General features: G+C 71.6%; 21 protein-coding genes, 1 tRNA gene and 1 riboswitch. Of the genes, 16 read left to right on the top strand and 6 right to left on the bottom strand.

Annotated elements, in window-relative coordinates; all coding sequences use genetic code 11:
• Window positions 1–47: 47 nt before the first annotated feature.
• The 11 genes from NF681_10795 to NF681_10745 all read left to right on the top strand — a co-directional run bounded on the left by NF681_10795 (window position 48) and on the right by NF681_10745 (window position 11,066).
• Window positions 48–1,781: an FAD-dependent oxidoreductase gene (locus NF681_10795; GenBank protein ID UST55617.1), complete on the top strand. Its 1,734-nt coding sequence runs from the start codon at window positions 48–50 to the stop codon at window positions 1,779–1,781.
• Window positions 1,782–1,930: 149 nt separating this feature from the next.
• Window positions 1,931–2,263, top strand: a complete 333-nt coding sequence (locus tag NF681_10790) for a hypothetical protein (protein UST55616.1) — start codon at window positions 1,931–1,933, stop codon at window positions 2,261–2,263.
• 89 nt (window positions 2,264–2,352) lie between these two features.
• Window positions 2,353–3,249, top strand: coding sequence for a transglutaminase family protein (locus tag NF681_10785; protein UST55615.1), 897 nt, complete (start codon window positions 2,353–2,355; stop codon window positions 3,247–3,249).
• An 85-nt stretch (window positions 3,250–3,334) separates the two neighbouring features.
• Window positions 3,335–4,078: an extensin family protein gene (locus NF681_10780; protein UST55614.1), complete on the top strand. Its 744-nt coding sequence runs from the start codon at window positions 3,335–3,337 to the stop codon at window positions 4,076–4,078.
• A gap of 254 nt (window positions 4,079–4,332) precedes the next feature.
• Window positions 4,333–6,123, top strand: a complete 1,791-nt coding sequence (locus NF681_10775; protein UST55613.1) for a nitrite/sulfite reductase — start codon at window positions 4,333–4,335, stop codon at window positions 6,121–6,123.
• Complete coding sequence (locus NF681_10770) at window positions 6,120–6,527, top strand: DUF934 domain-containing protein (GenBank protein UST55612.1); 408 nt, start codon at window positions 6,120–6,122, stop codon at window positions 6,525–6,527. Before NF681_10775 ends, NF681_10770 begins: the two co-directional genes overlap by 4 nt.
• Window positions 6,528–6,595: 68 nt before the next feature.
• Window positions 6,596–7,246: a phosphoadenosine phosphosulfate reductase family protein gene (locus NF681_10765; GenBank protein ID UST55611.1), complete on the top strand. Its 651-nt coding sequence runs from the start codon at window positions 6,596–6,598 to the stop codon at window positions 7,244–7,246.
• 49 nt (window positions 7,247–7,295) lie between these two features.
• A complete protein-coding gene (cysD, locus tag NF681_10760) occupies window positions 7,296–8,255 on the top strand; it encodes a sulfate adenylyltransferase subunit CysD (GenBank protein ID UST55610.1) in 960 nt (319 codons plus the stop codon).
• Window positions 8,256–8,275: 20 nt separating this feature from the next.
• A complete protein-coding gene (locus NF681_10755) occupies window positions 8,276–9,604 on the top strand; it encodes a GTP-binding protein (protein ID UST55609.1) in 1,329 nt (442 codons plus the stop codon).
• An 86-nt stretch (window positions 9,605–9,690) separates the two neighbouring features.
• A complete protein-coding gene (locus tag NF681_10750; GenBank protein UST55608.1) occupies window positions 9,691–10,020 on the top strand; it encodes a ferredoxin family protein in 330 nt (109 codons plus the stop codon).
• A 2-nt stretch (window positions 10,021–10,022) separates the two neighbouring features.
• Window positions 10,023–11,066: an NAD(P)/FAD-dependent oxidoreductase gene (locus NF681_10745; protein UST55607.1), complete on the top strand. Its 1,044-nt coding sequence runs from the start codon at window positions 10,023–10,025 to the stop codon at window positions 11,064–11,066.
• 21 nt (window positions 11,067–11,087) lie between these two features.
• Here NF681_10745 and NF681_10740 read toward each other — a convergent pair whose 3' ends face one another.
• Both NF681_10740 and thiD read right to left on the bottom strand, forming a co-directional pair.
• A complete protein-coding gene (locus NF681_10740; protein ID UST55606.1) occupies window positions 11,088–11,297 on the bottom strand; it encodes a hypothetical protein in 210 nt (69 codons plus the stop codon).
• A 79-nt stretch (window positions 11,298–11,376) separates the two neighbouring features.
• Window positions 11,377–11,480, top strand: a riboswitch (TPP riboswitch).
• A gap of 175 nt (window positions 11,481–11,655) precedes the next feature.
• Window positions 11,656–12,504, bottom strand: a complete 849-nt coding sequence (gene thiD, locus NF681_10735; protein UST55605.1) for a bifunctional hydroxymethylpyrimidine kinase/phosphomethylpyrimidine kinase — start codon at window positions 12,502–12,504, stop codon at window positions 11,656–11,658.
• Window positions 12,505–12,614: 110 nt separating this feature from the next.
• Here thiD and NF681_10730 point away from each other — a divergent pair, with 110 nt between their 5' ends.
• From NF681_10730 to NF681_10710, 5 genes are all read left to right on the top strand, one after another.
• Window positions 12,615–13,694, top strand: coding sequence for an FAD-dependent oxidoreductase (locus NF681_10730; protein UST55741.1), 1,080 nt, complete (start codon window positions 12,615–12,617; stop codon window positions 13,692–13,694).
• Window positions 13,691–13,915 carry a sulfur carrier protein ThiS gene (gene thiS, locus NF681_10725; protein UST55604.1) on the top strand — a complete coding sequence of 75 codons (225 nt, stop codon included), beginning with the start codon at window positions 13,691–13,693 and terminating at the stop codon, window positions 13,913–13,915. Before NF681_10730 ends, thiS begins: the two co-directional genes overlap by 4 nt.
• A gap of 23 nt (window positions 13,916–13,938) precedes the next feature.
• The gene (locus tag NF681_10720; protein UST55603.1) at window positions 13,939–14,778 is read left to right on the top strand and encodes a thiazole synthase; all 840 of its coding nucleotides are present in this window, start codon (window positions 13,939–13,941) and stop codon (window positions 14,776–14,778) included.
• Window positions 14,779–14,827: 49 nt separating this feature from the next.
• On the top strand, window positions 14,828–15,784 hold the full coding sequence (locus tag NF681_10715; GenBank protein UST55602.1) for a thiamine phosphate synthase: 957 nt from the start codon (window positions 14,828–14,830) through the stop codon (window positions 15,782–15,784).
• A gap of 93 nt (window positions 15,785–15,877) precedes the next feature.
• Window positions 15,878–18,100, top strand: coding sequence for a TonB-dependent siderophore receptor (locus tag NF681_10710; protein UST55601.1), 2,223 nt, complete (start codon window positions 15,878–15,880; stop codon window positions 18,098–18,100).
• Between the two features lie 330 nt (window positions 18,101–18,430).
• Here NF681_10710 and NF681_10705 read toward each other — a convergent pair whose 3' ends face one another.
• The 4 genes from NF681_10705 to tilS all read right to left on the bottom strand — a co-directional run bounded on the left by NF681_10705 (window position 18,431) and on the right by tilS (window position 21,530).
• On the bottom strand, window positions 18,431–18,637 hold the full coding sequence (locus NF681_10705; protein ID UST55600.1) for a hypothetical protein: 207 nt from the start codon (window positions 18,635–18,637) through the stop codon (window positions 18,431–18,433).
• 428 nt (window positions 18,638–19,065) lie between these two features.
• A tRNA-Ser gene (locus NF681_10700) sits at window positions 19,066–19,158 on the bottom strand.
• A 53-nt stretch (window positions 19,159–19,211) separates the two neighbouring features.
• Window positions 19,212–20,480 (bottom strand): aspartate kinase, encoded by a 1,269-nt coding sequence (locus tag NF681_10695; protein ID UST55599.1) that lies wholly within the window; start codon window positions 20,478–20,480, stop codon window positions 19,212–19,214.
• Between the two features lie 63 nt (window positions 20,481–20,543).
• The gene (tilS, locus tag NF681_10690; protein ID UST55598.1) at window positions 20,544–21,530 is read right to left on the bottom strand and encodes a tRNA lysidine(34) synthetase TilS; all 987 of its coding nucleotides are present in this window, start codon (window positions 21,528–21,530) and stop codon (window positions 20,544–20,546) included.
• Window positions 21,531–21,548 lie beyond the last annotated feature (18 nt).

The raw sequence follows: 21,548 nt of genomic DNA, 5'->3' as shown, positions 1-21,548 counted from the left end.
TCCTGGCCCTCTGGCGGGCGTGGCGTGCCGACCCCCGACGCCCCCGCATGCTCCACTGCGTCGCGGTGACCCCGCGCCCGGCGCGCGCCGATGAACTCGGGCCGCCGGAAGCCGGCGATCCGGACGGCCTGCTGCACCTGCTGAGCGCGCAGTGGCACGGCCTGTTGCCGGGCGTGCATCGCCTCGGCTTCGACGATGGCCACGTGCTGCTGACACTGTGCATCGGCGACTTGCGGCCGATGCTGCGCGCGCAGCATTTCGATGCCGAGGAGATCGTGGTCGATGCGGCGACGTCGCCAGGGAACGACCCGGTATCGGGTGCGGCGACGGTCGCGCCGCTCGACCCCGTCGACCTCTCGAAGGCGCTCGCCCGTTTCGCCCGGCCGGGCACGCGCATCACCGTCCCCGCACCGGCGGCGGCGCTTCACGCGGCCCTGGAATCACAGGGTTTCCGGCTGCGGCGGCCGGACGGCGCGCCCACGTACAGCGGCGATTTCGCTCCCGCGTGGACCGTCCGGCGGCACCCCGCCATGGTGGCGACACCGGGCCACTGCGTGGTCGTCGGTGCCGGCCTCGCCGGTGCCGCGGTGGCGGCCAGCCTGGCACGGCGCGGCTGGCGCGTGACGGTGCTCGACGCCGGCGCGCAGGCCGCGTCCGGCGCCTCGGGCGTGCCGGCGGGCGTCTTCGCGCCGCACGTCTCGTCCGACGATGCCCTGCTCTCGCGCCTGACCCGCGCGGGACTGCGCCTGACGTGGCAGCAACTGACCACGCACCTGCGCGAAGGCACCGACTGGCGAGGCGGCGGCGTCCTCGAACGCCGTGCGCCGGGCGACGACCGCCTGCCCGCCGGCTGGCACGCCGACGGCCCGAACGCGTCGTGGCGCGCCACGGCGGACCGGCTCATCGACCAGGGCCTGGCCGTGGACACCACCGCGCTCTGGCACGAACACGCCGGCTGGGCGCGGCCGGCCCGGCTGGTCGCCGCGTGGCTGGCCCGCCCGGGCATCTCGCTGCGGACGCGGGCCAGGGTCGCGCGGATCGAGCGCGCCGGCGAGCCGCCGTGCTGGACCGTGCTCGACGCCGACGGTCGCTGCCTGGCGGCGGCCGATCGCGTCGTCGTGGCGGCCGGATTCGAGAGCGCCGCCCTGGCCGGCGAACAACCGCTGCACCGCGTGCGCGGCCAACTCGCATGGGGCCGCATGGACCTCGCCGCCGGCCTCGCGGACGTGCTGCCCACGGCGCCGCTGAACGGGGACGGTCACCTGATCGCGCACGTCCCGGACGCGGACGGCGCGTTCTGGCTCACGGGCGCGACCTTCGACCGGGGGCGGGACGACACCGCCACGTCGACCGTGGACACCGAGGCCAACCTGGCACGCCTCGCCCGGCTGCATCCGGGCGCCCACGCGCTGCTGCGGCCGGACCCGACGACCGGCCGGACACGGCCGGAGGACCCGGCCCGCTCCGGGGGCAGAGCCGGTGGCGGCGGACCCGATGCCGGGCGGACCCTCCGGGCCTGGGCCGGCGTGCGGTGCGCGTCGGCCGATCGTCGGCCGCTCGTGGGACCGCTGCACGCCGATGCGCCCGACGGTCCGTGGCTGTGCACGGCGATGGGGTCGCGCGGCCTCAGCTTCGCCGTGCTGTGCGCGGAACTGCTGGCGGCGCGCTGGCACGGCGAGCCGCTGCCGCTGCCCGCCGGCCTGGCGCAGGCGCTGGACACCGCGCGCACGACGCGGCCGCCCCGCGCCAACGGCCGGCCCGGCGCGACCCTTACACGGTAGGACCGCTCCCGCACGTCGAAGCGGCATGCGCCGCGCACGGCCCGGGGCCGGCCGACGCGATGGTCGAGCACGAGCACCGGCCAAGACGCGTCCCCGACGCTCGCACCGGACCCGATCCAACTCCTTTCCACCCTCGACAAGGACCTCTCATGACCAAGCCCGTCTCCACGACCGACACCCCGCACCCGAAGGACAGCGAGACCTCCGGCCCGATCGATGCCATCGGTCCGCACGGCGCGGACACCCCCACGGGCGATGCCGTGCTCGGCGGCGGCGGCCCGGACACGGCGCCCCTCAACTTCGACGACGACGAGATCTATTCCGGCCGTGGCAACCAGGCGCGCACAGGCGGCACCACGCACGCGCAGGGCGGCGACAGCGGGCGGCTCGGCCCCCCGGCCGAACAGCTCTCGGGCTCCAACACGCCCAGCGACCCGGACGCCAAGAAGGCGGACCCGGACAACGGCGACGGCCCGGCCTGAATCTTGCACCGGCGAAGGTCCGGCCGACGGTCGACCGGCCCGCGAACCCGCGGGCCACCGCTGCCGCCCGCAGCACCGCACAATCGCCCATGCCCACTCGCTACGACATCGTCCACACGACGCTCTACCGGTACCAGCAGCCGGTCACCTTCGGGGAGCATCGCGTCATGTTCCGGCCGCGCGACAGCCACGACCTGCGCGTGCTGGCCACCGACCTGAAGGTCAGTCCCCAGGCCATCGTGCGGATGATCCAGGACCCCCATTCCAACTCGGTGGCGCTGGTGCAGCCGATCGAGCCCGCCCTCGAACTGAAACTGGTGTGCTCCTTCACCATCGAGCGCGCCGACGTCATGCAGGACTTGTCGCTGCTGTCGCCGGCGGCCGAGTTCCTGCCCTTCGCCTATTCGCTGCAGGACCGGCTGGACCTGGAGCACTACCTGCGGCCACACCACGACGATCCCGACGGCAAGCTGATCACCTGGGCGCACCAGTTCTTCCTCAACGGCGGGCCCACGCACACGCGCGACCTGCTCGCGCGCATGAACCAGTTCATCTTCCAGCAGTTCCGCTACGAGACACGCGACGAGCAGGGCACGCAGACGCCGCTGCAGACGCTCGCGCGGGGCAGCGGCAGCTGCCGCGACTACGCGCTCCTGATGATGGAAGCCGCGCGGCGGCTGGGGGTGGCGACGCGTTTCGTCTCGGGTTACCTCTACGACGCCGCGCTCGACGCCAACGCGATGCCCGGGGGCATGGCCACGACCGGCGCCGGCGCCACCCACGCCTGGCTGCAGGCCTACCTGCCGGGCGCCGGCTGGGTGGCCTTCGATCCGACCAACAACCTGCTGGGCGGCAACCAGCTCATCCGCGTGGCCGTGGCGCGCGATCCGGCGTTCGCGGCGCCGGTCTCGGGCAGCTGGTTCGGCGATCCGGGCGCCTATGTCGGACTGGAAGCGACCGTGCAGGTGAGCCGGCGCGCCAAATAGACCACGCGCGGACGGCGTCGTCGTCTCCCGGGCAGTCCGGCCTTCTCCTTCAGCGACGCTTCGCGTCGACCCCTAGAAACAGCGAATGATTGTCCGCTGGATCGTCCTGTCGCTCGTCGCCACGCTCGCTGCCGGGGTCTATGCCGTCTACGTGGGCGCCTTGGCCGTGCCGGCCCGCTACAACCCGTGGGCACCGCTGGACGTCGAGGCCGCGCCCGACTGGCTCACCGACATCCGCCTCGCGCGCACCCGGCGCGATCCCGCGCTGTGCGCCGCCGCCCTGGCACGCACCGGCATGCGCTACGACGCGGTGCCCGACCGGGAGACCGCGCCGGGCTGCGGCTTCAGCCACGCCGTGCGGCTGCACGGGGCGCCGGTGCGCCTGGGCAGCGCCTCGCTGACCCTGAGCTGTCCGATGGCGCTGTCGTTCTACATGTGGGAGCGCCATGCACTGCAGCCCGCCGCCGAAGCCCGCTACGGCCAGCGCGTGGCCGGCATCGAGCAACTGGGCAGCTATGCCTGCCGCAACGTCAACACGGGCGACGTGGCGCCGGGCTCGTCGCGCAGTCGACACGCGACGGCCGATGCACTGGACGTCTCGGCCTTCGTGCTGGCCGACGGACGGCGCATCTCGCTGGCGCGCGACTGGCGCTCGCCCGAGACGGACGCCGATCCCGCCGTGGTGTCGGTGCCCACGGCCGCGTTGCTGCTGCGCGACGCCCGCCGGGGCGCGTGCCGGTTCTTCGACGGCGTGCTCGGCCCCGACTACAACGCGGCGCATCGCGACCACTTCCACCTCGAGACGGGCGGCTTCGGGATGTGCCGTTGAGCCCGCGGTCTCCGCGGGGGAGATGGCGTGAGGGAAAATCAGCACTTGCGACGTGCTTTTCCACGTCGTTCCCTCTGGCGGGGCCGCTTATCCGGAAATCCGTCGTTTTCATCCGGCAGGCCGCATGGCGACTCGCGAATATGCTTATCCGCATAAAGCGAGAATTAGAAAATAGTTTGTTTCCATAAGCGGCTCTTCTACAGTGCCGCCTCTCTTGCCGGGCGTTCGCGCCCCACCCCAAGACACCCACCACGATGTATCAATACACAGACTTCGATCGCCAGTTCGTGCGCCAGCGCGCCGACCAGTTCCGCGACCAGCTCGGCCGCTGGCAGACCGGCAAGCTCAGCGAAGAGGAATTCCGCCCGCTGCGCCTGCAGAACGGCTGGTACGTCCAGCGCTACGCGCCGATGCTGCGCGTGGCCGTGCCCTACGGCGAGCTCTCCAGCCGCCAGATCCGCGCCCTGGCCGTGATCGCCCGCGAGTACGACGAACCCGAGGCCGAGGTCTACCGCACCGCGCTGGCGACGCAGGGCGCGCTGGGCACCGCCACCCTTCCGACGCACTACGCGCACTTCACCACGCGCACCAACGTCCAGTACAACTGGATCCCGCTGTCCAAGAGCGCCGACGTGATGGACCTGCTCGCCAGCGTCGACATGCACGGCATCCAGACCAGCGGCAACTGCATCCGCAACATCACCACCGACGAACGCGCCGGCATCGCGTGCGACGAGGTGGCCGATCCGCGCCCCTTCGCGGAGATCATGCGCCAGTGGTCGACGCTGCATCCCGAGTTCGCCTTCCTGCCGCGCAAGTTCAAGATCGCCATCACCGGCGCCACCGAGGACCGCGCGGCCACCGACTGGCACGACGTCGGCCTGAAGCTGGTGCGCGACGACGCCGGCGCGCTGGGCTTCAAGGTGGCGGTGGGCGGCGGCATGGGCCGCACGCCGATGATCGGGCCGGTCGTGCGCGAGTTCCTGCCCTGGAACCAGATCATGAATTACCTGGAAGCCGTGGTGCGGGTCTACAACCGCTACGGCCGCCGCGACAACAAGTACAAGGCGCGCATCAAGATCCTGGTGAAGGCCGAGGGCCAGCGCTACATCGACGACGTCGAGCGCGAGTACCGCGAGATCGTCGAGATCGACGGTGGCCCGCACACCATCACGCAGGCCGAGTTCGACCGCGTCGCCGCGAGCTTCGTGCCGCCGGCGCTGGCCGCTCGCAAGGACGCGATGCCGCAGGGCGAGCGCGACGCACTGCTGCAGCGCCAGACCGCCGCCAGCGTGCCCTTCACGCGCTGGATCGCACGCAACGTCGCTCCGCACGCCGACCCCGCCCTGCGCGCGGTCACGCTGTCGTTCAAGCGCCGCCTGCAGGCGCCGGGCGACGCCTCGGCCGACCAGCTCGACGTGCTGGCCGGCCTGGTCGACCGCTTCTCCGCCGGCGAGGCCCGCGTGACGCACGACCAGAACATTTTGCTGCCCTGGGTGCATGCCGAGGACCTGTTCGAACTCTGGCAGGCCGCCAGCGACGCCGGCCTCGCGAGCGCCAACGTGCACCTGCTCACCGACATGATCGCCTGCCCCGGCGGCGACTTCTGCGCCCTGGCGAACGCCCGCTCGATCCCGATCGCCGAGGCCATCACCGAGCGCTACCAGGACCTGGACGAACTCGACGACATCGGCGAGATCGACCTGCACATCAGCGGCTGCATCAATTCCTGCGGCCACCACCACAGCGGCCACATCGGCATCCTGGGCGTCGACAAGGACGGCAAGGAGTGGTACCAGGTGACGCTCGGCGGCTCCGACGGCAGCGCGCTGAGCGGCCGGTCGGCCGCCGGCAAGGTCATCGGCCCGTCGTTCTCGGCGCCGGAGGTGCCCGACGTGATCGAGGCCGTGCTCACCACCTACCGCGACACCCGCCTGACGGGCGAGACCTTCATCAACACCGTGCGGCGCGTCGGGCTTGACCCGTTCAAGGCCGCCGCCAACGCCGCGCGCTTCGCCGTGACCGCACAGGAGAGCGCATCGTGACGCTGCAACCCATCCGCCTCGTCTCGGCCGAGGACCATGCCGACGGCGCCGTCGACGACCCGAAGGTCGTGCGCCTGCCCAACGACGCCGACCCCGCCACCCTCAAGGACCGGCTCGACGGCATCGAGCGCATCGACCTCGACTTCCCGCAGTTCCACGACGGCCGCGCCTTCAGCCAGGCCTTCCTGCTGCGCCGCCGGCTGGGCTTCAAGGGCGACATCCGCGCCACCGGCGACGTGCTGATCGACCAGCTCGTGCAGATGGAACGCACCGGCTTCTCCAGCGCGGCGCTCAAGCCGGGCGTGGACGCCGCCGACGCCCAGCGCCAGTTCGAACGCTTCCCGGCGTTCTACCAGGGCGACGCGGTCGAGACCGCGCCGCGCTTCGCCCGCACCGAGGCCTGATCCCCGCCAAGCATCCGGCCGTGCCCGCCTCCCGGGCGCGGCGCGTCCCGGAAAGAAAGCACAGCCCCATGAACGCCATCGCCCGCCCCGCCCTCGACACCGACTTCGACCTCGCAGACATCAACGCCCGGCTCGGCCGCGATGCCCAGGGCCTGGTGGACTGGGCCGTCGGCCTCGACCGGCCGACCATCGTCACCACCAACTTCCGTCCGTTCGAGGCCGTGATCCTGCACATGGTGACCCGCGCCCGGGCGGACGTGCCGGTGGTGTGGATGGACAACGGCTACAACACCGAGGCCACCTACCGCTTCGCCGACGACCTCGCGAAGCGGCTCGACCTCGACCTGCGCATCTACCTGCCGCGCCGCTCGCGCGCGCATCGCGAGGCGGTGGACGGCGCCACCCCGGCGCTGGACGACCCGCGCCACGCCGCCTTCACCGAGGAGGTGAAGCTCGAGCCCTTCGCCCGCGCCCTGCGCGAGACGGCACCGCAGGTCTGGTTCACGGCCCTGCGCGCCACCGACACCGCCGTGCGCGCACAGATGGACCCCGTCGGCGTCAACCCCGACGGCCTGATCAAGGTGGCGCCCCTGCTGCACTGGAGCGCCAAGGACCTGCACGAGTACTGCCAGGCGCACGGACTGCCCAACAACTTCGACTACGTGGATCCGACCAAGGGCGAGGACAACCGCGAGTGCGGCCTGCATCTGGCGCACTGAACCGGCCCCACGACCGCCCTTCTCCCTTTTCCTTCCAGGCCCCCGATCCATGAACGCCCGCTTCGAAGCCGACCTGCAGACCCAGGCGCGCACCCTCCCGTCCAGGACCCACCTGTCCAACGCCCACCTCGACGCCCTCGAAGAGGAGGCCATCTTCATCCTGCGCGAGGTCGCCGCCGCCTTCGAACGCCCGGCGCTGCTGTTCTCGGGCGGCAAGGATTCGCTGGTGCTGCTCAAGTGCGCCGAGAAGGCCTTCGGCACCGGCCGCATCCCCTACCCGCTGCTGATGATCGACACCGGCCACAACTTCCCCGAGGTCACGGACTTCCGCGACTTCCGGGCCCGTGAACTGGGCGCCGAACTGATCGTGCGCAGCGTCGAGGATTCGATGCTGCGCGGCACGGTGCGCCTGGCGCACGCGGGCGAGTCGCGCAACGCGCACCAGTCGGTGACGCTGCTCGAGGCGATCGAGGAATTCCGCTTCGACGCGCTCATCGGCGGCGCCCGCCGCGACGAGGAGAAGGCGCGCGCCAAGGAACGCATCTTCTCGCACCGCGACGCCTTCGGCCAGTGGCAGCCCAAGGACCAGCGCCCCGAACTCTGGACGCTGTTCAACACGCGCCTGTCGCCGGGCGAGCATTTCCGCGTGTTCCCGATCTCCAACTGGACCGAGCTCGACGTCTGGCAGTACATCGAACGCGAGGCCATCGCGCTGCCGTCGATCTACTATACGCACCAGCGTCAGGTGGTCGACCGCCGCGGCCTGCTGGTGCCCGTGACGCCGTTGACCCCGCCGCGCGACGGCGAGGAGGTGCAGGTGCGCGACGTGCGCTTCCGCACCGTGGGCGACATCACCACCACCTGTCCGGTGGCGAGCCTCGCGGCCGACGCCGGCGACGTGGTGCTGGAGACCCTGACGGTGGACGTGAGCGAGCGCGGCGCGACGCGCATGGACGACATGACGTCCGAAGCGTCGATGGAAAAGCGCAAGAAGGACGGCTACTTCTGAGCCGCCACCGGAGAGAACCAATGAACACTTCAACTGAATTCGATTCCGCCGACGTCGCGGTCGACACCGGCGCGGCCCTGCGCTTCATCACCTGCGGTTCGGTGGACGACGGCAAGAGCACGCTCATCGGGCGGCTGCTGGTGGACAGCAAGACGGTGCTGCAGGACCAGCTCGCGGGCGTGCAGCGCGGCGGCGAGACCGACCTGGCGCTGCTGACCGACGGGCTGTCGGCCGAGCGCGAGCAGGGCATCACCATCGACGTCGCCTACCGCTACTTCGCCACCGCGCGGCGCAAGTTCATCATCGGCGACGCGCCGGGCCACGAGCAGTACACCCGCAACATGGTCACGGCGGCGTCGAGCGCCGACGCCGCCGTGGTGCTGGTCGACGCCACCAAGCTCAAGTGGGCCGCCGAGGTCGGCGACGGCACGGTGATGGCGCGCGAACTGCTCGCGCAGACGCGCCGCCACACGCTGCTGTGCGGCCTGCTGCGCGTCCAGTCGATCGTCTTCGCGGTCAACAAGCTCGACGCCATCGACGACGCGGCGCTGGCCTTCGAGCGCATCGCCACGGCCCTCGCGGCCTTCGCCGGGAACGCCGGCGTGCGGGTCGGGGCGATCGTGCCGGTGTCGGCGCTCAAGGGCTGGAACGTGGTCACGCGCCATCCCGACTGGGCCGGCTACGACGGCCCGAGCCTGCTGGAACTGCTCGAAGGCCTGCCGGTGACCGTGCCCGACGAGAACGTGCCCTTCGCCTTCCCGGTCCAGTGGGTGGAGAAGTTCTCCGCCTCCGCCGACACCTCCCAGGGGCGGCGCGTGTTCTGGGGCCGCGTGGCCAGCGGCCATGTCGAGCCCGGCCAGCGCGTGAGCGTGCTGCCCAGCGGGCAGACGGCCACCGTGGCGCAGGTGCTCAGCCACACACGCCAACCCAAGACCGTGCATGCCGGCCACAGCGCGGGCATCGTGCTCGACCGCGAGGTCGACGTCTCGCGCGGCGACTGGCTGCTCGCGCCCGATGCCTTCGCGCCGGTGCGCGAGATCACCGCCACGGTCGCCTGGCTCGACGACGAGCCGCTGGTGCCGGGCCGCGTCTACTGGGCGCTGCAGGGCCACCGTTGGGTCAAGGCCAAGGTGGCGCGCATCGTCGACCGCCTGAACATCAACACGCTCGACGCCGAGCCGGCCGCGCAGCTGGAGGCCAACGCCATCGGCGACATCGTGCTGGCGCTGCAGCAGCCGCTGGCCGTGCTGCCCTTCGCGCGATCGCGCACGCTGGGTTCGCTGGTGCTGGTGGACACCGCCTCGCACAAGACCGCCGCGGCGGTGCTGGTACAGCCCCCCGCCCGCTGAAGAAGACCGGACCGGGCCTCTAAAATGCCCGGTTACCCCCCATTCAATTCGCCGCGACCCGCCGGCAACCGACCCCTCAGACTCCCATGACCCACGTCGTCTCCGAAAACTGCATCCGCTGCAAATACACCGATTGCGTCGATGTGTGCCCGGTGGACTGCTTCCGCGAAGGTCCGAACATGCTCGTGATCGATCCGGACGAGTGCATCGACTGCGCGGTCTGCATCCCCGAGTGCCCGGCCAACGCCATCTTCGCGGAAGAGGACCTGCCGGCCGACCAGCTCGCCTTCATCAAGCTCAACGCCGAACTGGCCCTGGCCGACGGCTGGAAGAGCATCACCAAGCGCAAGCCCGCCCTGCCCGACGCCGACGACTGGAAGGACAAGCCCAACAAGATCGCGGAACTGGTGCGCTGACCATGTCCGCGAGCCCGGTCGAAACCGACGCGCTGGTCATCGGCGCCGGGCCGGTCGGGCTGTTCCAGGCGTTCCAGCTCGGCCTGCTCGAGATCGCCTGCCACGTCGTCGACGCCCTGCCCCACGCGGGCGGCCAGTGCGTCGAGCTCTATGGCGACAAACCCATCTACGACATCCCCGGCACGCCCGCCACCACGGGGCGCGGCCTGGTGGAGTCGCTGCTGCGCCAGATCGCGCCGTTCGATGTGCCGATGCACCTCGGCCAGCAGGTCGCCACCCTGGCGCGCGAGCCGGACGGCCGGCTGCGCCTCGCGACCGATCGCGGCACGGTGTTCGTCGCGAAGACCGTCTTCGTCGCCGCCGGCGTCGGCGCCTTCGTGCCGCGCCGCCTGACGATCGAGGGCATCGGGCGCTTGGAGGGCACGCGCCTGTTCTATCACCCCGACGCGCTGGACCGCTTCATCGGCCGGGACGTCGTGGTCCATGGCGGCGGCGACGACGCCCTGCGCACCGCGCTGGCGCTCGTCGCGCAGGCCCGCGACACCGGCCGGCCCGCGCGCATCACCCTGCTGCACCGGCGCGACGGCTTCCAGGCCGACGCGGTGCTCGTGGCCGCGGTGCGCGCCGCCATCGCCGAGCGCACGCTGGGCTTCGTCGTCGGCCAGCCCACGGGCTTCGACGACGCGCACGTCGAGGTCACGCGACCGGACGGCGACGTGGTGGCCGCGCCGGTCGATGCGCTCGTCGCCTGCCTGGGCGTCTCGCCGCGCCTGGGGCCGATCGCCGACTGGGGCCTGGACCTGGAGCGCAAGCAGGTGCCGGTGGACACCGCGCGCTACGAGACCCGCGCGCCGGGCGTGTTCGCCGTCGGCGACGTCAACACCTATCCCGGCAAGCGCAAGCTGATCGTCTGCGGCTTCCACGAAGCCACCCTGGCGGCCTGGGGCGCGACCGCGATCGTCTTCCCGGACAAGGCGGTGCCGCTGCAGTACACGACGACCAGCACGCGTCTGCACGAACTGCTCGGCGTGACGCGCGGCGAATGAGGCGCCCGGTCGACGGACCGCTCAGCCGCGCCGCTCCCGCATCAGCGTCATCGCGTCGGCCACCGCCTCCGTGAAGGCGGCGTCCGCGTCGCCATGCACGCCAGCGCACACCAGGGTCGTGCGGCCGTACGGGGTCACGATCTCGACGGCACCCTCCCACAGCCCACCGATCGGCGTGAGCCGCGCGTGCGGGAAATACGTCTCGTCGCCGGCAAAGATCACCTCGTCCATCGAAACAGTCTGGGGCCGCGCGCCAGGAGCGGCAAGGTTGCAAGCCCTGAGGCGTTCTGCGCTTTCCTGCCTACAATCCGCACCGAGCTAGGGGTGCTGCATCGAGTCGATCGATGCGGCTGAGAAAGTCCCTTCGAACCTGATTGAGTTAATCCTCGCGCAGGGAAGCCGGCCCGGTGGCCGTCATGCCGATTCGCATCGGGCGTGCCGTCCCCTTCGTCATCACGAAGGACGCCCCGGGTCACGCCCCCTGCCGGAAGGTCCTTTGCGCGGAGCAAAAGAACAATGGCGACACCCGACGATCCGAACGATCCCGCAGCGACGGCCAGCGATGGCGTCTGCGGCCATGGCGCGCGCCTCAGGCCGCGACCGGCAGCCGATGCGTCGGCACGGGCGCGAAACCGTGGTTGAGCGGCCCGTTGCCGGTGCCGGTGGACAGGCCCGCGCCCGAGGCGATGGCGCCGCGCACGTAGTCGCGCGCGCGCTCGACCGCCAGGGGCAGCGCATGGCCGAGCGCGAGGTGCGCGGCGATGGCCGACGACAGCGTGCAGCCGGTACCGTGCAGGTTGCCGCTCGCGATGCGCGGCGCGGCGTACCGGCGGTGCAAGCCGTCGCCCGCCACGGCCAGCACGTCGACCAGTTCGTGCCCCGGCAGGTGCCCGCCCTTGAGCAGCACGGCGCGCGCCCCCAGCGCCAACAGCGCGTCGGCCGCGCCGTCGAGCGCGTCGATGCCGCCGACGGCACGGCCGAGAAAGCGCGCCGCCTCGTCGAGGTTGGGCGTGACGAGCGCCACGCGCGGGAACAGGTCGCACACCAGCGCCGCTACCAGACGGGGAGCGGCCAGCGCGTCGCCGCTGGTCGCGGCCAGCACCGGGTCGAGCACGACGTGCGGCAGCGCGTAATGGTCGATCGCCCACGCCACCACCTCGACGATCTCGCGCGTGTGCAGCACGCCGATCTTGACCGCGTCCACGCCGATGTCCTCGACCACGGCGCGGATCTGCGCCCGCACGAACTCGGCCGGCACCGGATGGATCGCGGCGACGCCGTGCGTGTCCTGCGCCGTGAGCGCGGTGACGGCCGTCATGCCGTAGCAGCCGAGCGCCGCGAAGGTCTTCAGGTCGGCCTGGATGCCGGCGCCGCCGCCGCTGTCGGAGCCGGCGATGGTCAGGACGCGCGCCGGGCGCGAGGGTGTCGTCGGGGTCATGTCGCAAATTATGGGTGGCGCGCTTGACGGACCCGACGCACCCGACGCCGCGCGCCGACCGGCCGGACGCGCTGCCGTTCTCGTCGGCGCACGTGCTCGGCGCCGGCCTGATGGGACGCCTGGTCGCGCTGGCCCTCGCACGGCGCGGCTGCCGCGTCGACCTGCACGACGCGCAGGGGCCGCAGGCCGGGGGGGCCGCCGCGCGCGTGGCAGCGGCGATGCTGGCGCCACTGGCCGAATCGGCCGTGGCACCGGCGCCGGTGGTGCGCATGGGTCGCCACGCGCTGGACCGCTGGCCGCAGCTGCTGACCGAGCTGGCCGGCCACGCCGCGCCGGTGTTCTTCCAGCGCGAAGGCACGCTGGTGCTCTGGCACCGGCAGGACGCGGGCGAAGCCGAGCGCTTCGCGCGGGTGCTCGAGCGCACGCGTGGCTGGATCGGCGACGACCTGCCGCCGGTCCGGACGCTGGAGGCGAGCGGCATCGTCGCGCTGGAGCCGGCGTTGCGGGGCTCGCGCTTCGCGCAGGGCCTGTTCCTGGCGGGCGAGGGCCAGCTCGACAACCGCGCGCTGCTCGACGCCCTGCACGCCACGCTGGCGGCGACCCCGGGCGTGACGCTGCACTGGCACCGTGCCGTGTCGCCCGAGGATTTCGACTGCGGCCCGGCCGGGCGCGTGATCGACTGCCGCGGCCTGGGCGCGCGGCCCCAGTGGGGCGCGCTGCGCGGCGTGCGCGGCGAGGTGATCCGCGTCCACGCCCCCGACGTCGCGCTGAGCCGGCCGACGCGGCTGCTGCACCCGCGCTACCCGCTCTACATCGCGCCCAAGCCCGATGGCGTCTTCGTCATCGGCGCAACCGAGATCGAGTCGGCCGACATGTCGCCCGCCAGCGTGCGCTCGACGCTCGAACTGCTCAGCGCGGCCTATGCCGTGCACAGCGGCTTCGGCGAGGCGCGCATCCTCGAACTCGCCACCCACTGCCGTCCGACCCTGCCCGACAACCTGCCGGCGCTGCGCTGGTCGGCGCCGCGCGTGCTGCAGGTCAACGGGCTGTACCGGCACGGCTTCCTGATCGCGCCGGCGCTGCTGGACATCGCGCTGGAACTGCTCGCGACCGGTCGCTCGCCGCTGGCCGCGCGCTTCGGGCTCGACGTCGCGCGCCCGGGCGCCGCGGCGGAGGGCAGCACCGCATGACCGCCACCGCCACCACCCCGCGCCTGCACCTGCGCATCAACGACGTCGCCCACGTCCTGGACGCACCGGCCACGGTCGCCGACGCCGTGGCGCGCATCGGCGCGGTGGCGCCCTATGCCGTCGCGGTGAACCGCGCCTTCGTGCCGCGCTCGCTGCACGCCACGCGGCCGTTGGCCGACGGCGACCACGTCGAGGTGATCCGTCCGGTCACCGGTGGCTGAAGCACACGACCCTGGATGCACCGATGATTTCCTCGACCCCCTGCGCCACCGACGACGCCATGGTCCTCTATGGCCGGCGCTTCGCCAGCCGCCTGCTGCTGGGCACGGCCCGCTACCCGTCGCCGGACGTGCTGGAGGCCGCCGTGCGGCGCGCGCGGCCGGCCATGCTGACGGCGTCGCTGCGCCGCCAGACCGCCGCGCCGACCACGGCCGCCCTGGCCGATGGCGACGACCACTTCTGGCCGCTGCTGCGTCGACTGGGCGTGCCGGTGCTGCCCAACACGGCCGGCTGCCACGGCATCGAGGAAGCCGTCGCCACCGCGCACATGGCGCGCGAGCTGTTCGACACGCCCTGGATCAAGCTCGAACTGATCGGCGACGACTACACGCTGCAGCCCGACACGCTCAACCTGGTGGAGGCCGCCTCGCGCCTGATCCGCGACGGCTTCCTGGTGCTGCCCTACTGCACCGAGGACCTGGTGCTGTGCCAGCGCCTGGTCGACGTCGGCTGCCAGGCCGTGATGCCCTGGGCGGCGCCCATCGGCACCGGCCGCGGCCCCGTCAATCCCTACGCCCTGCGGACGCTGCGCGAGCGGCTCGACGTGCCCCTGCTGGTGGACGCCGGCCTGGGCCTGCCCTCCCACGCCTGCCAAGTGATGGAGTGGGGCTACGACGGCGTGCTGCTCAACACCGCCGTCGCACTGGCGCAGGACCCGGTCGCGATGGCCGGCGCCTTCGCCGATGCCGTGGTCGCCGGTCGCGCGGCGCACCGCGCCGGCGCGATGACGGCACAGGACGCCGCGCAGCCGAGCACGCCGGTGCTGGGCACGCCCTTCTGGCACCACGCCGAACACCATGGATAGAGCGTCGGCGCCTCGCGATCCCCCACGCCCGGTCACCGCCATGCCATCCATGCCGCTCTCATCGACCGCCGTCGCCTCGGCCGTCATCGCCGCCCACGCGGAGCGCTTCGGTGCGACGTCGTCGACGCCGGAGACCGGCGTCCGGCCGCCGGACGCCGATCCGGACCCGGTGGGCGCCGGCGTCGAGGCGGCCTGCCTCGCCCTCGGCTTCATCGACGCCGATGCCCGATGCCTGGCCAGCGCTTGGCGCGCGCAGACGCTGCGCACCGGCGCCTTCGACGCGGCGGCGTGGCCCGCGACGCCGGCCGATTTCGGCCTGCGCGCGCCATCGCCCGCCACGCGTGCCGACGCCTTCGCCCCCTGCCCGGCCGAACTGGGCCTCTACGCCGTGCTGCCCGATGCCCGATGGGTCGGCCGCATGGCGCACGCGGGCGTGCCGACGGTGCAGCTGCGCTTCAAGTCGAGCGACGCGCACGCCATCGACCGCGAGGTCCGCGCCGCCGTCGAGGCCGTGCGCGGCACCGGCGCACTGCTGTTCGTCAACGATCACTGGGCCGCCGCGATCGAGGCCGGTGCCTATGGTGTCCACCTGGGACAGGAAGACCTCGACGCGATGGCACCGGCCGGCCTGCGGCGCCTGCGCGACGCCGGCCTGCGCCTGGGCGTGAGCACGCACGGCTATGCCGAGATGGTGCGCGCCGACGCCGTCGGTCCCAGCTACGTCGCGCTAGGCGCCGTCTTCCCCACCACGCTCAAGGCGATGGCCACCGCGCCGCAGGGCCTGGCGCGCCTGGGCGATTACGCCCGGCTGATGCGCGATCGGTCGTGCGTGGCCATCGGCGGCATCGACGCCGCGCGCCGGCCGGCCGTGCTGGCCACCGGCGTCGGCTCGGTGGCGGTCGTGCGCGCGCTGGTCGCGGCCGACGACCCCGAGGCGACCGCCCGCGCCTGGACCGCCGCCGTCGCGGACGGACTGCGCCACTGGCGCGAAGGCACGGCGGGCTGACCGCGCCGCCCTCCTCGTCGCCGGCCCCGTCCCTTCCGAACCCGTTCCGCTCCCATTCCTCCACCTGCTCCCTCTCCTCACCGATCCGATCCCATGACCCCCCAACGCCCGCCCCGCTCCGAATCCCCCGCCGTGCGCCGCCGCCGCGACGCCTTCGCCGCGACGCCCGTCGCCCGCGCCGCCGCCACGCTGCTGTGGCTCGCCTCGACGGCCGCCTCGGCCCAGTCGCAACCGGCCGCGCCGGCGGACGCCGCCGCCGAGGCCGCGCTGTCCACCGTCACCGTCGATGCGCGCGCCACCGGGCCGCAGGCCGACGTCGCCGGCTTCGGCGACCTGCCGCTGCGCGAGGTGCCGATCTCCGCCACCGTCGTCGACAGCATCACGCTGCGCGACAGCGGCGCGCGTCGGCTGGCCGACCTGACGCAATTCGACTCGTCGGTGACCGACGCGTACAACTCGGCCGGCTACTGGGACTACCTGACCGTGCGCGGTTTCGTGCTCGACAACCGCTTCAACTACCGCCGCGAGGGCCTGCCGATCAGCGCCGAGACCTCCATCGCGCTGGACAACAAGGAGCGTGTGGAGATCCTGCGGGGCACCAGCGGCATCCAGGCGGGTACCAGCGCGCCGGGCGGGCTGGTCAACTACGTCGTCAAGCGGCCGACCGAGCGCGACCTGCGCGAGGTGCGCGTCGACGTCAGCGGGCGCGGCGGCGTGCTCGGCGCGGTCGACCTGGGCGGGCGCTTCGGCGCCGAACGCCAGTTCGGCTATCGCCTCAACGCCGTGGCGGAGAACCTGAAGCCGCGCACCTTCGACCTCGACGGCCGGCGCAACCTGTTCTCGCTGGCGGCCGACTGGCGCGTGACGCGCGATTCGCTGTTCGAGGTCGAGATCGAACGCTCGAAGAAGACCCAGCCGAGCCAGAACGGCTTCAGCCTCCTGGGCAACAGGCTGCCCGCGCCGGTCGACCCGCGCCTGAACCTCAACAACCAGCCCTGGTCGCAGCCTTCGGTGTTCGAGGGACTGACCGGCACGTTGCGCTTCACGCAGGCGATCGACGCCAACTGGCGCTGGAGCGCACAATTCGGCCAGCAGCGCCTGAAGAGCCAGGACCGCCTGGCCTACGCCTTCGGCTGTGGCGCCGAGGGCAATTTCGACCGCTACTGCTCCAACGGCACTTTCGACTTCTACGATTTCCGCAGCGAGAACGAACGCCGCACGCAGACCGCCGGCAGCCTGAGCCTGAAGGGCCAGGCGCGCACCGGCGACGTGCGCCACGACCTGTCCTTCGGCCTGTTGGCGAGCCGCGTGCGCAACCGCTTCCAGGACCAGGCGTTCAACCTGGTGGGCACCGGCAACGTCCAGGGCACCGCGGTGGTGCCGGCCGACCCGGCCTTGACCGACCCCAGCACCAACCGCGACGAGCGCTCGACCGAACTGTCGTTCCAGGACGCCATCCGCTGGAACGACCGCTTCACCACCTGGGTCGGCCTGCGCCACACGCGCCTGGACCGCGACAGCATCCGCACCGACGGCTCGCGCCCGACCGGCTATGCCGACGGCATCACCTCGCCCTGGCTGGCACTGAGCTACACGCTGCGTCCCGGCCTGCTGGCCTACGCGAGCTGGGGCCGGGGCGTGGAGTCGCAGGTGGTGCCCAACCGGGCTTCGCAGTACGTCAATGCCGGGGAGGCCCTGCCGGCGGTGCAGTCGCGGCAGTGGGAGGCGGGCTTCAAGGGCGGCGCCGACGCCTTCGGCTGGCAGGTCGCGTACTTCGACATCGCGCGGCCGGTGACCAACGTGGACGCCTGCAACCGGCTCGACATCCGCCCCTGCCTGGGCGGCGCCGACGGCCGGGCGGTGCATCGCGGCATCGAGGCCAGCGCGCAATGGACGCAGGGTCCGTGGCGGCTGGCCGGCGGCGTCACCGCCATCGACGCCAAGCGCGAAGGCAGCCTGGTCGAACCCGCCATCAACGGCGAGCGGCCGACCAACGTGCCGCGCCAGGTGCTGCGCGCGCAGGTCGCCTACCGCGTCGCCGCCGTGCCGGGTCTGGAACTGCAGGGCCGCATGTCGCACGAGGGCCGGCGCACCGTGCTGCCCGACGGCTCGATCGAGCTGCCGTCGTGGACCCGCTTCGACGCCGCGCTGCGCTACGACACGCGCCTGAACGGCGTCGCCACCCGTTGGACGCTGGGCGTGGAGAACCTCGCCGACCGCCGCTACTGGAAGGAATCGCCCTACCAGTTCGGCCACGTCTACCTGTTTCCCGGCGCACCGCGCACGCTTCGCCTGATGATGACCGCGGCACTCTGAGCGCGCGTCGCGGCGCGGGCCGGCGCACACGGCCGGGCCGTGTGGCGATTTCGGCGGGCACACGATGCTTCGCCTCCCGGCGGCCCGATCCGACTCGGCCCGGCCTCGCTCCGCCTCCCGGCGGCTGGCGGCCGGCGGTAAGGTGCCGCCGCCATGTATCGCGAGGCCCACGCTCGTGCGATCCGCGCGGCCCTCGAACCACTTGCAGTCCATCGACCGTCGGACGGAGGTCGCATGAAGCGGGACCTCGCTACCGCGTCGTCGTTCGTTCGCAGGGCAGCCCTAGACCCGACGGCCGCCGGCCGCCCGTCATGGTCGCCCGAGGACCGCTCACGGAATCCAGAGCTTCTCCGCCGCCCTCGCCGCGAGCTCCCTGTCGGGAAAGACGTCCACGTGCTCCTCGACGTCGGGGCGCCCTTCCTCGGCGATCCGGTGCACCAGCCAGCCATCCTCGTAGCGCCGCAGCGTCGCCACCGCGTGCCTGCCGCTCTTCATCAGATCGATGTGCACTTCTTCAAGAAACGAGGGACTGTCCATGGTCGTCTTTCGATGTTGAAGACGTCAGTATGGAGCGCGAACTTTCACCCTACCCCTGGCCCTGGCCCTGCCGCACGCGCCGATCATCGGGAACTTCGCCAGCGGCCGAATCACGTGGTGAGGCCGCGAGGTCGACCGCCAACCCTGCGTGCTGGCTGGGATCCTTGTTGCTTCGGCGGGCCGGACCTTGAGCGCCAGGACGGTGAGCACGGGTCGAGGCATGCGCGAATTTCCACCACCCCGTCTCCGCACGAAGTACCAGCGATCGTGCGGTTACCACTCTTAATACCACGAACCGCGCTTGGATCAGGGCGGAAACGACTGGCAAGCCATGGAAGCCCGCGAAGCTGCGGACAGCAAAAAAGCCCGACAGATCGACGATCTATCGGGCTTTTCTGGAAGGTCCTGGGCGATGCCAGAGCCTGTATTGGCGGAACCGGAGGGATTCGAACCCTCGATGAGGCTCTACACCCCATACTCCCTTAGCAGGGGAGCACCTTCGGCCACTCGGTCACAGTTCCTGAGCCGTCGATTATGCCATCTGGGAAGCCGGTTTTCCGGCTTCACGCATTCTTTATGCGATCGGCTGGTCGAGATCGAACGCCTTGTGCAGCGCGCGCACGGCGAGTTCCATGTACTTCTCGTCGACCACGACGGACGTCTTGATCTCGGAGGTCGAGATCATCTGGATGTTGATGCCCTCCTCGCTGAGCACGCGGAACATCTTGCTCGCCACGCCGACGTGGCTGCGCATGCCGATGCCCACGATGCTGACCTTGCAAATCTTGGTGTCGCCCACCACCTCCGCCGCGCCCAGCGTGGGCAGGACCTTGGCCTTGAGCAGGTCCACGGTTCGCGCGTAATCGTTGCGGTTCACCGTGAAGCTGAAGTCGGTCTTGCCGTCCTTGCTCAGGTTCTGGATGATGACGTCGACCTCGATGTTGGCGTCGGCGACGGCGCCCAGGATGTGGTAGGCGATGCCCGGCTTGTCGGGCACGCCCAGCACCGAGATCTTGGCCTCGTCGCGGTTGAATGCGATGCCGGATACGACGGCTTGTTCCATGTTTTCGTCTTCCTCGAAAGTGATCAGCGTGCCGGACTTGGCTTCTTCATCGATGTCGATGTCCCAGGGCGTGAAGCTCGAGAGCACGCGCAGCGGGACCTTGTACTTGCCGGCGAATTCCACCGAGCGGATCTGCAGCACCTTGGAGCCCAGGCTCGCCATCTCCAGCATCTCCTCGAAGCTGACGGTGGTCAGGCGGCGCGCGTCGGGTTCGACGCGCGGGTCGGTGGTATAGACACCATCGACGTCGGTGTAGATCAGGCACTCGCTCGCCTTCATCGCCGCGGCGATCGCCACGGCCGACGTGTCGCTGCCGCCGCGCCCGAGCGTGGTGATGTTGCCAGCCTCGTCGACGCCCTGGAAACCCGTGATGACGACCACGCGGCCGGCCTCCAGGTCGGCGCGCACGCGCTCGTCGTCGATGCGCTCGATGCGCGCCTTGGTGAACGCGCTGTCGGTGCGCACGGACACCTGCCAGCCGGCGTAGCTCACCGCCGGCACGCCTTCGGCCTGCAGCGCGATGGCCAGCAGCGCCGAGGACGCCTGCTCGCCGGTGGACGCCAGCATGTCGAGTTCACGGAAATGCTCGGTGCCGGCGCTGTGGGTGGCGAGTTCCTTGGCGAGACCGAGGAGACGGTTCGTCTCGCCGCTCATGGCGCTGGGGACCACGACCATCTGGTGGCCGGCGCGCGACCACTTTGCCACGCGCTTGGCGACATTCCTGATGCGCTCGGTCGAGCCCATCGACGTGCCGCCGTATTTGTGAACGATCAATGCCATGTGGTTGAAATGAGGACTGGAAGAGACTGGATGAAACGGCCGCAGCGGCAGCAGGGCCGTGGGTCAGGGAGGAGGCGCGGCATTGTACCAACGCAGTCTCGCGCCCTCGCGCGCCACGAAACCGCTGGCCACCTTCAGGCGGATGCCGTGGCCTCGCGTGGTGCAGGCCTGCACCTGCACGAGGAGCTGGAGCAACTGGGCTTCGCTGGGGACGACACCGTGCGTGCTGCGCAGCCAGTGGCGCAGCGCGTTGGCACGGCGTTCCTGGGGCAGGCCCCGCAATGCGTCGATCGACGGCGGCATGCCGATCACGGCCAGGTCGTCGAGGGCCAACGACACGAGCAGTTCCGAGGCCCGCGCGGCATTGCGCGCGGTGCGCGCGAAGGTCTCGCGAAACCGGGGCATCACTTCGTCCAGGACGGGCATCAGTCGAGCCCGGATGCGGTTGCGCGTATATCGCTCGTCGGTGTTGCTCGGGTCCTCGATGAATGGCACCGAGGCGTCACGCAGCCAGCCGCGCAGGTCCCTGGCGTGCAGGTCGAGCAACGGCCGGTGGAAAGCGACGTCGTGACGCCGCATCTCGCGCGGCATGCCCGCGAGACCGTCGAGACCGGCCCCGCGCCCGAGCGCGATCAGCAGGGTCTCGGCCTGGTCGTCGGCGTGCTGGGCCAGCAGGACATGCGCGATCCCGCAGGCGTGCGCCAACCCCGCGAGCGCGAGGTAGCGGGCCCGGCGCGCGGCGTCCTCCGGGCTCTGACCCGGACGATGCCTCGCATCGACACGGCCGGCGTGCAGCGGCGCGCCCAGACCGGCACACACGGCCGCGCAGTGGTTCTGGAACCGGTCCGCCGCATCCTGAAGCCCGTGATGCACGTGCAACGCCTCCACCCGACCCGGCCAGCGTCGGACCGCCGCATGCAGCAAGGCGGTGGAATCGGCGCCTCCGCTGTAGGCGATGCCAAGACGAAGTTGCGGATCCAGGCGGGCAGGCGACGCAGCCCATTTCGCCAGTGCGGCATCCGCGGGATTGCGCGACGGCCCGTGACCCATCGAAGCGACGCGCGGAAA

It is taken from the genome of Comamonadaceae bacterium OTU4NAUVB1, assembly GCA_024372625.1.
Lineage (GTDB): Bacteria > Pseudomonadota > Gammaproteobacteria > Burkholderiales > Burkholderiaceae_C > Variovorax.
The sequence above is the reverse complement of the archived record's forward strand: the minus strand, read 5'-3'. Positions and strand labels throughout refer to the sequence as shown.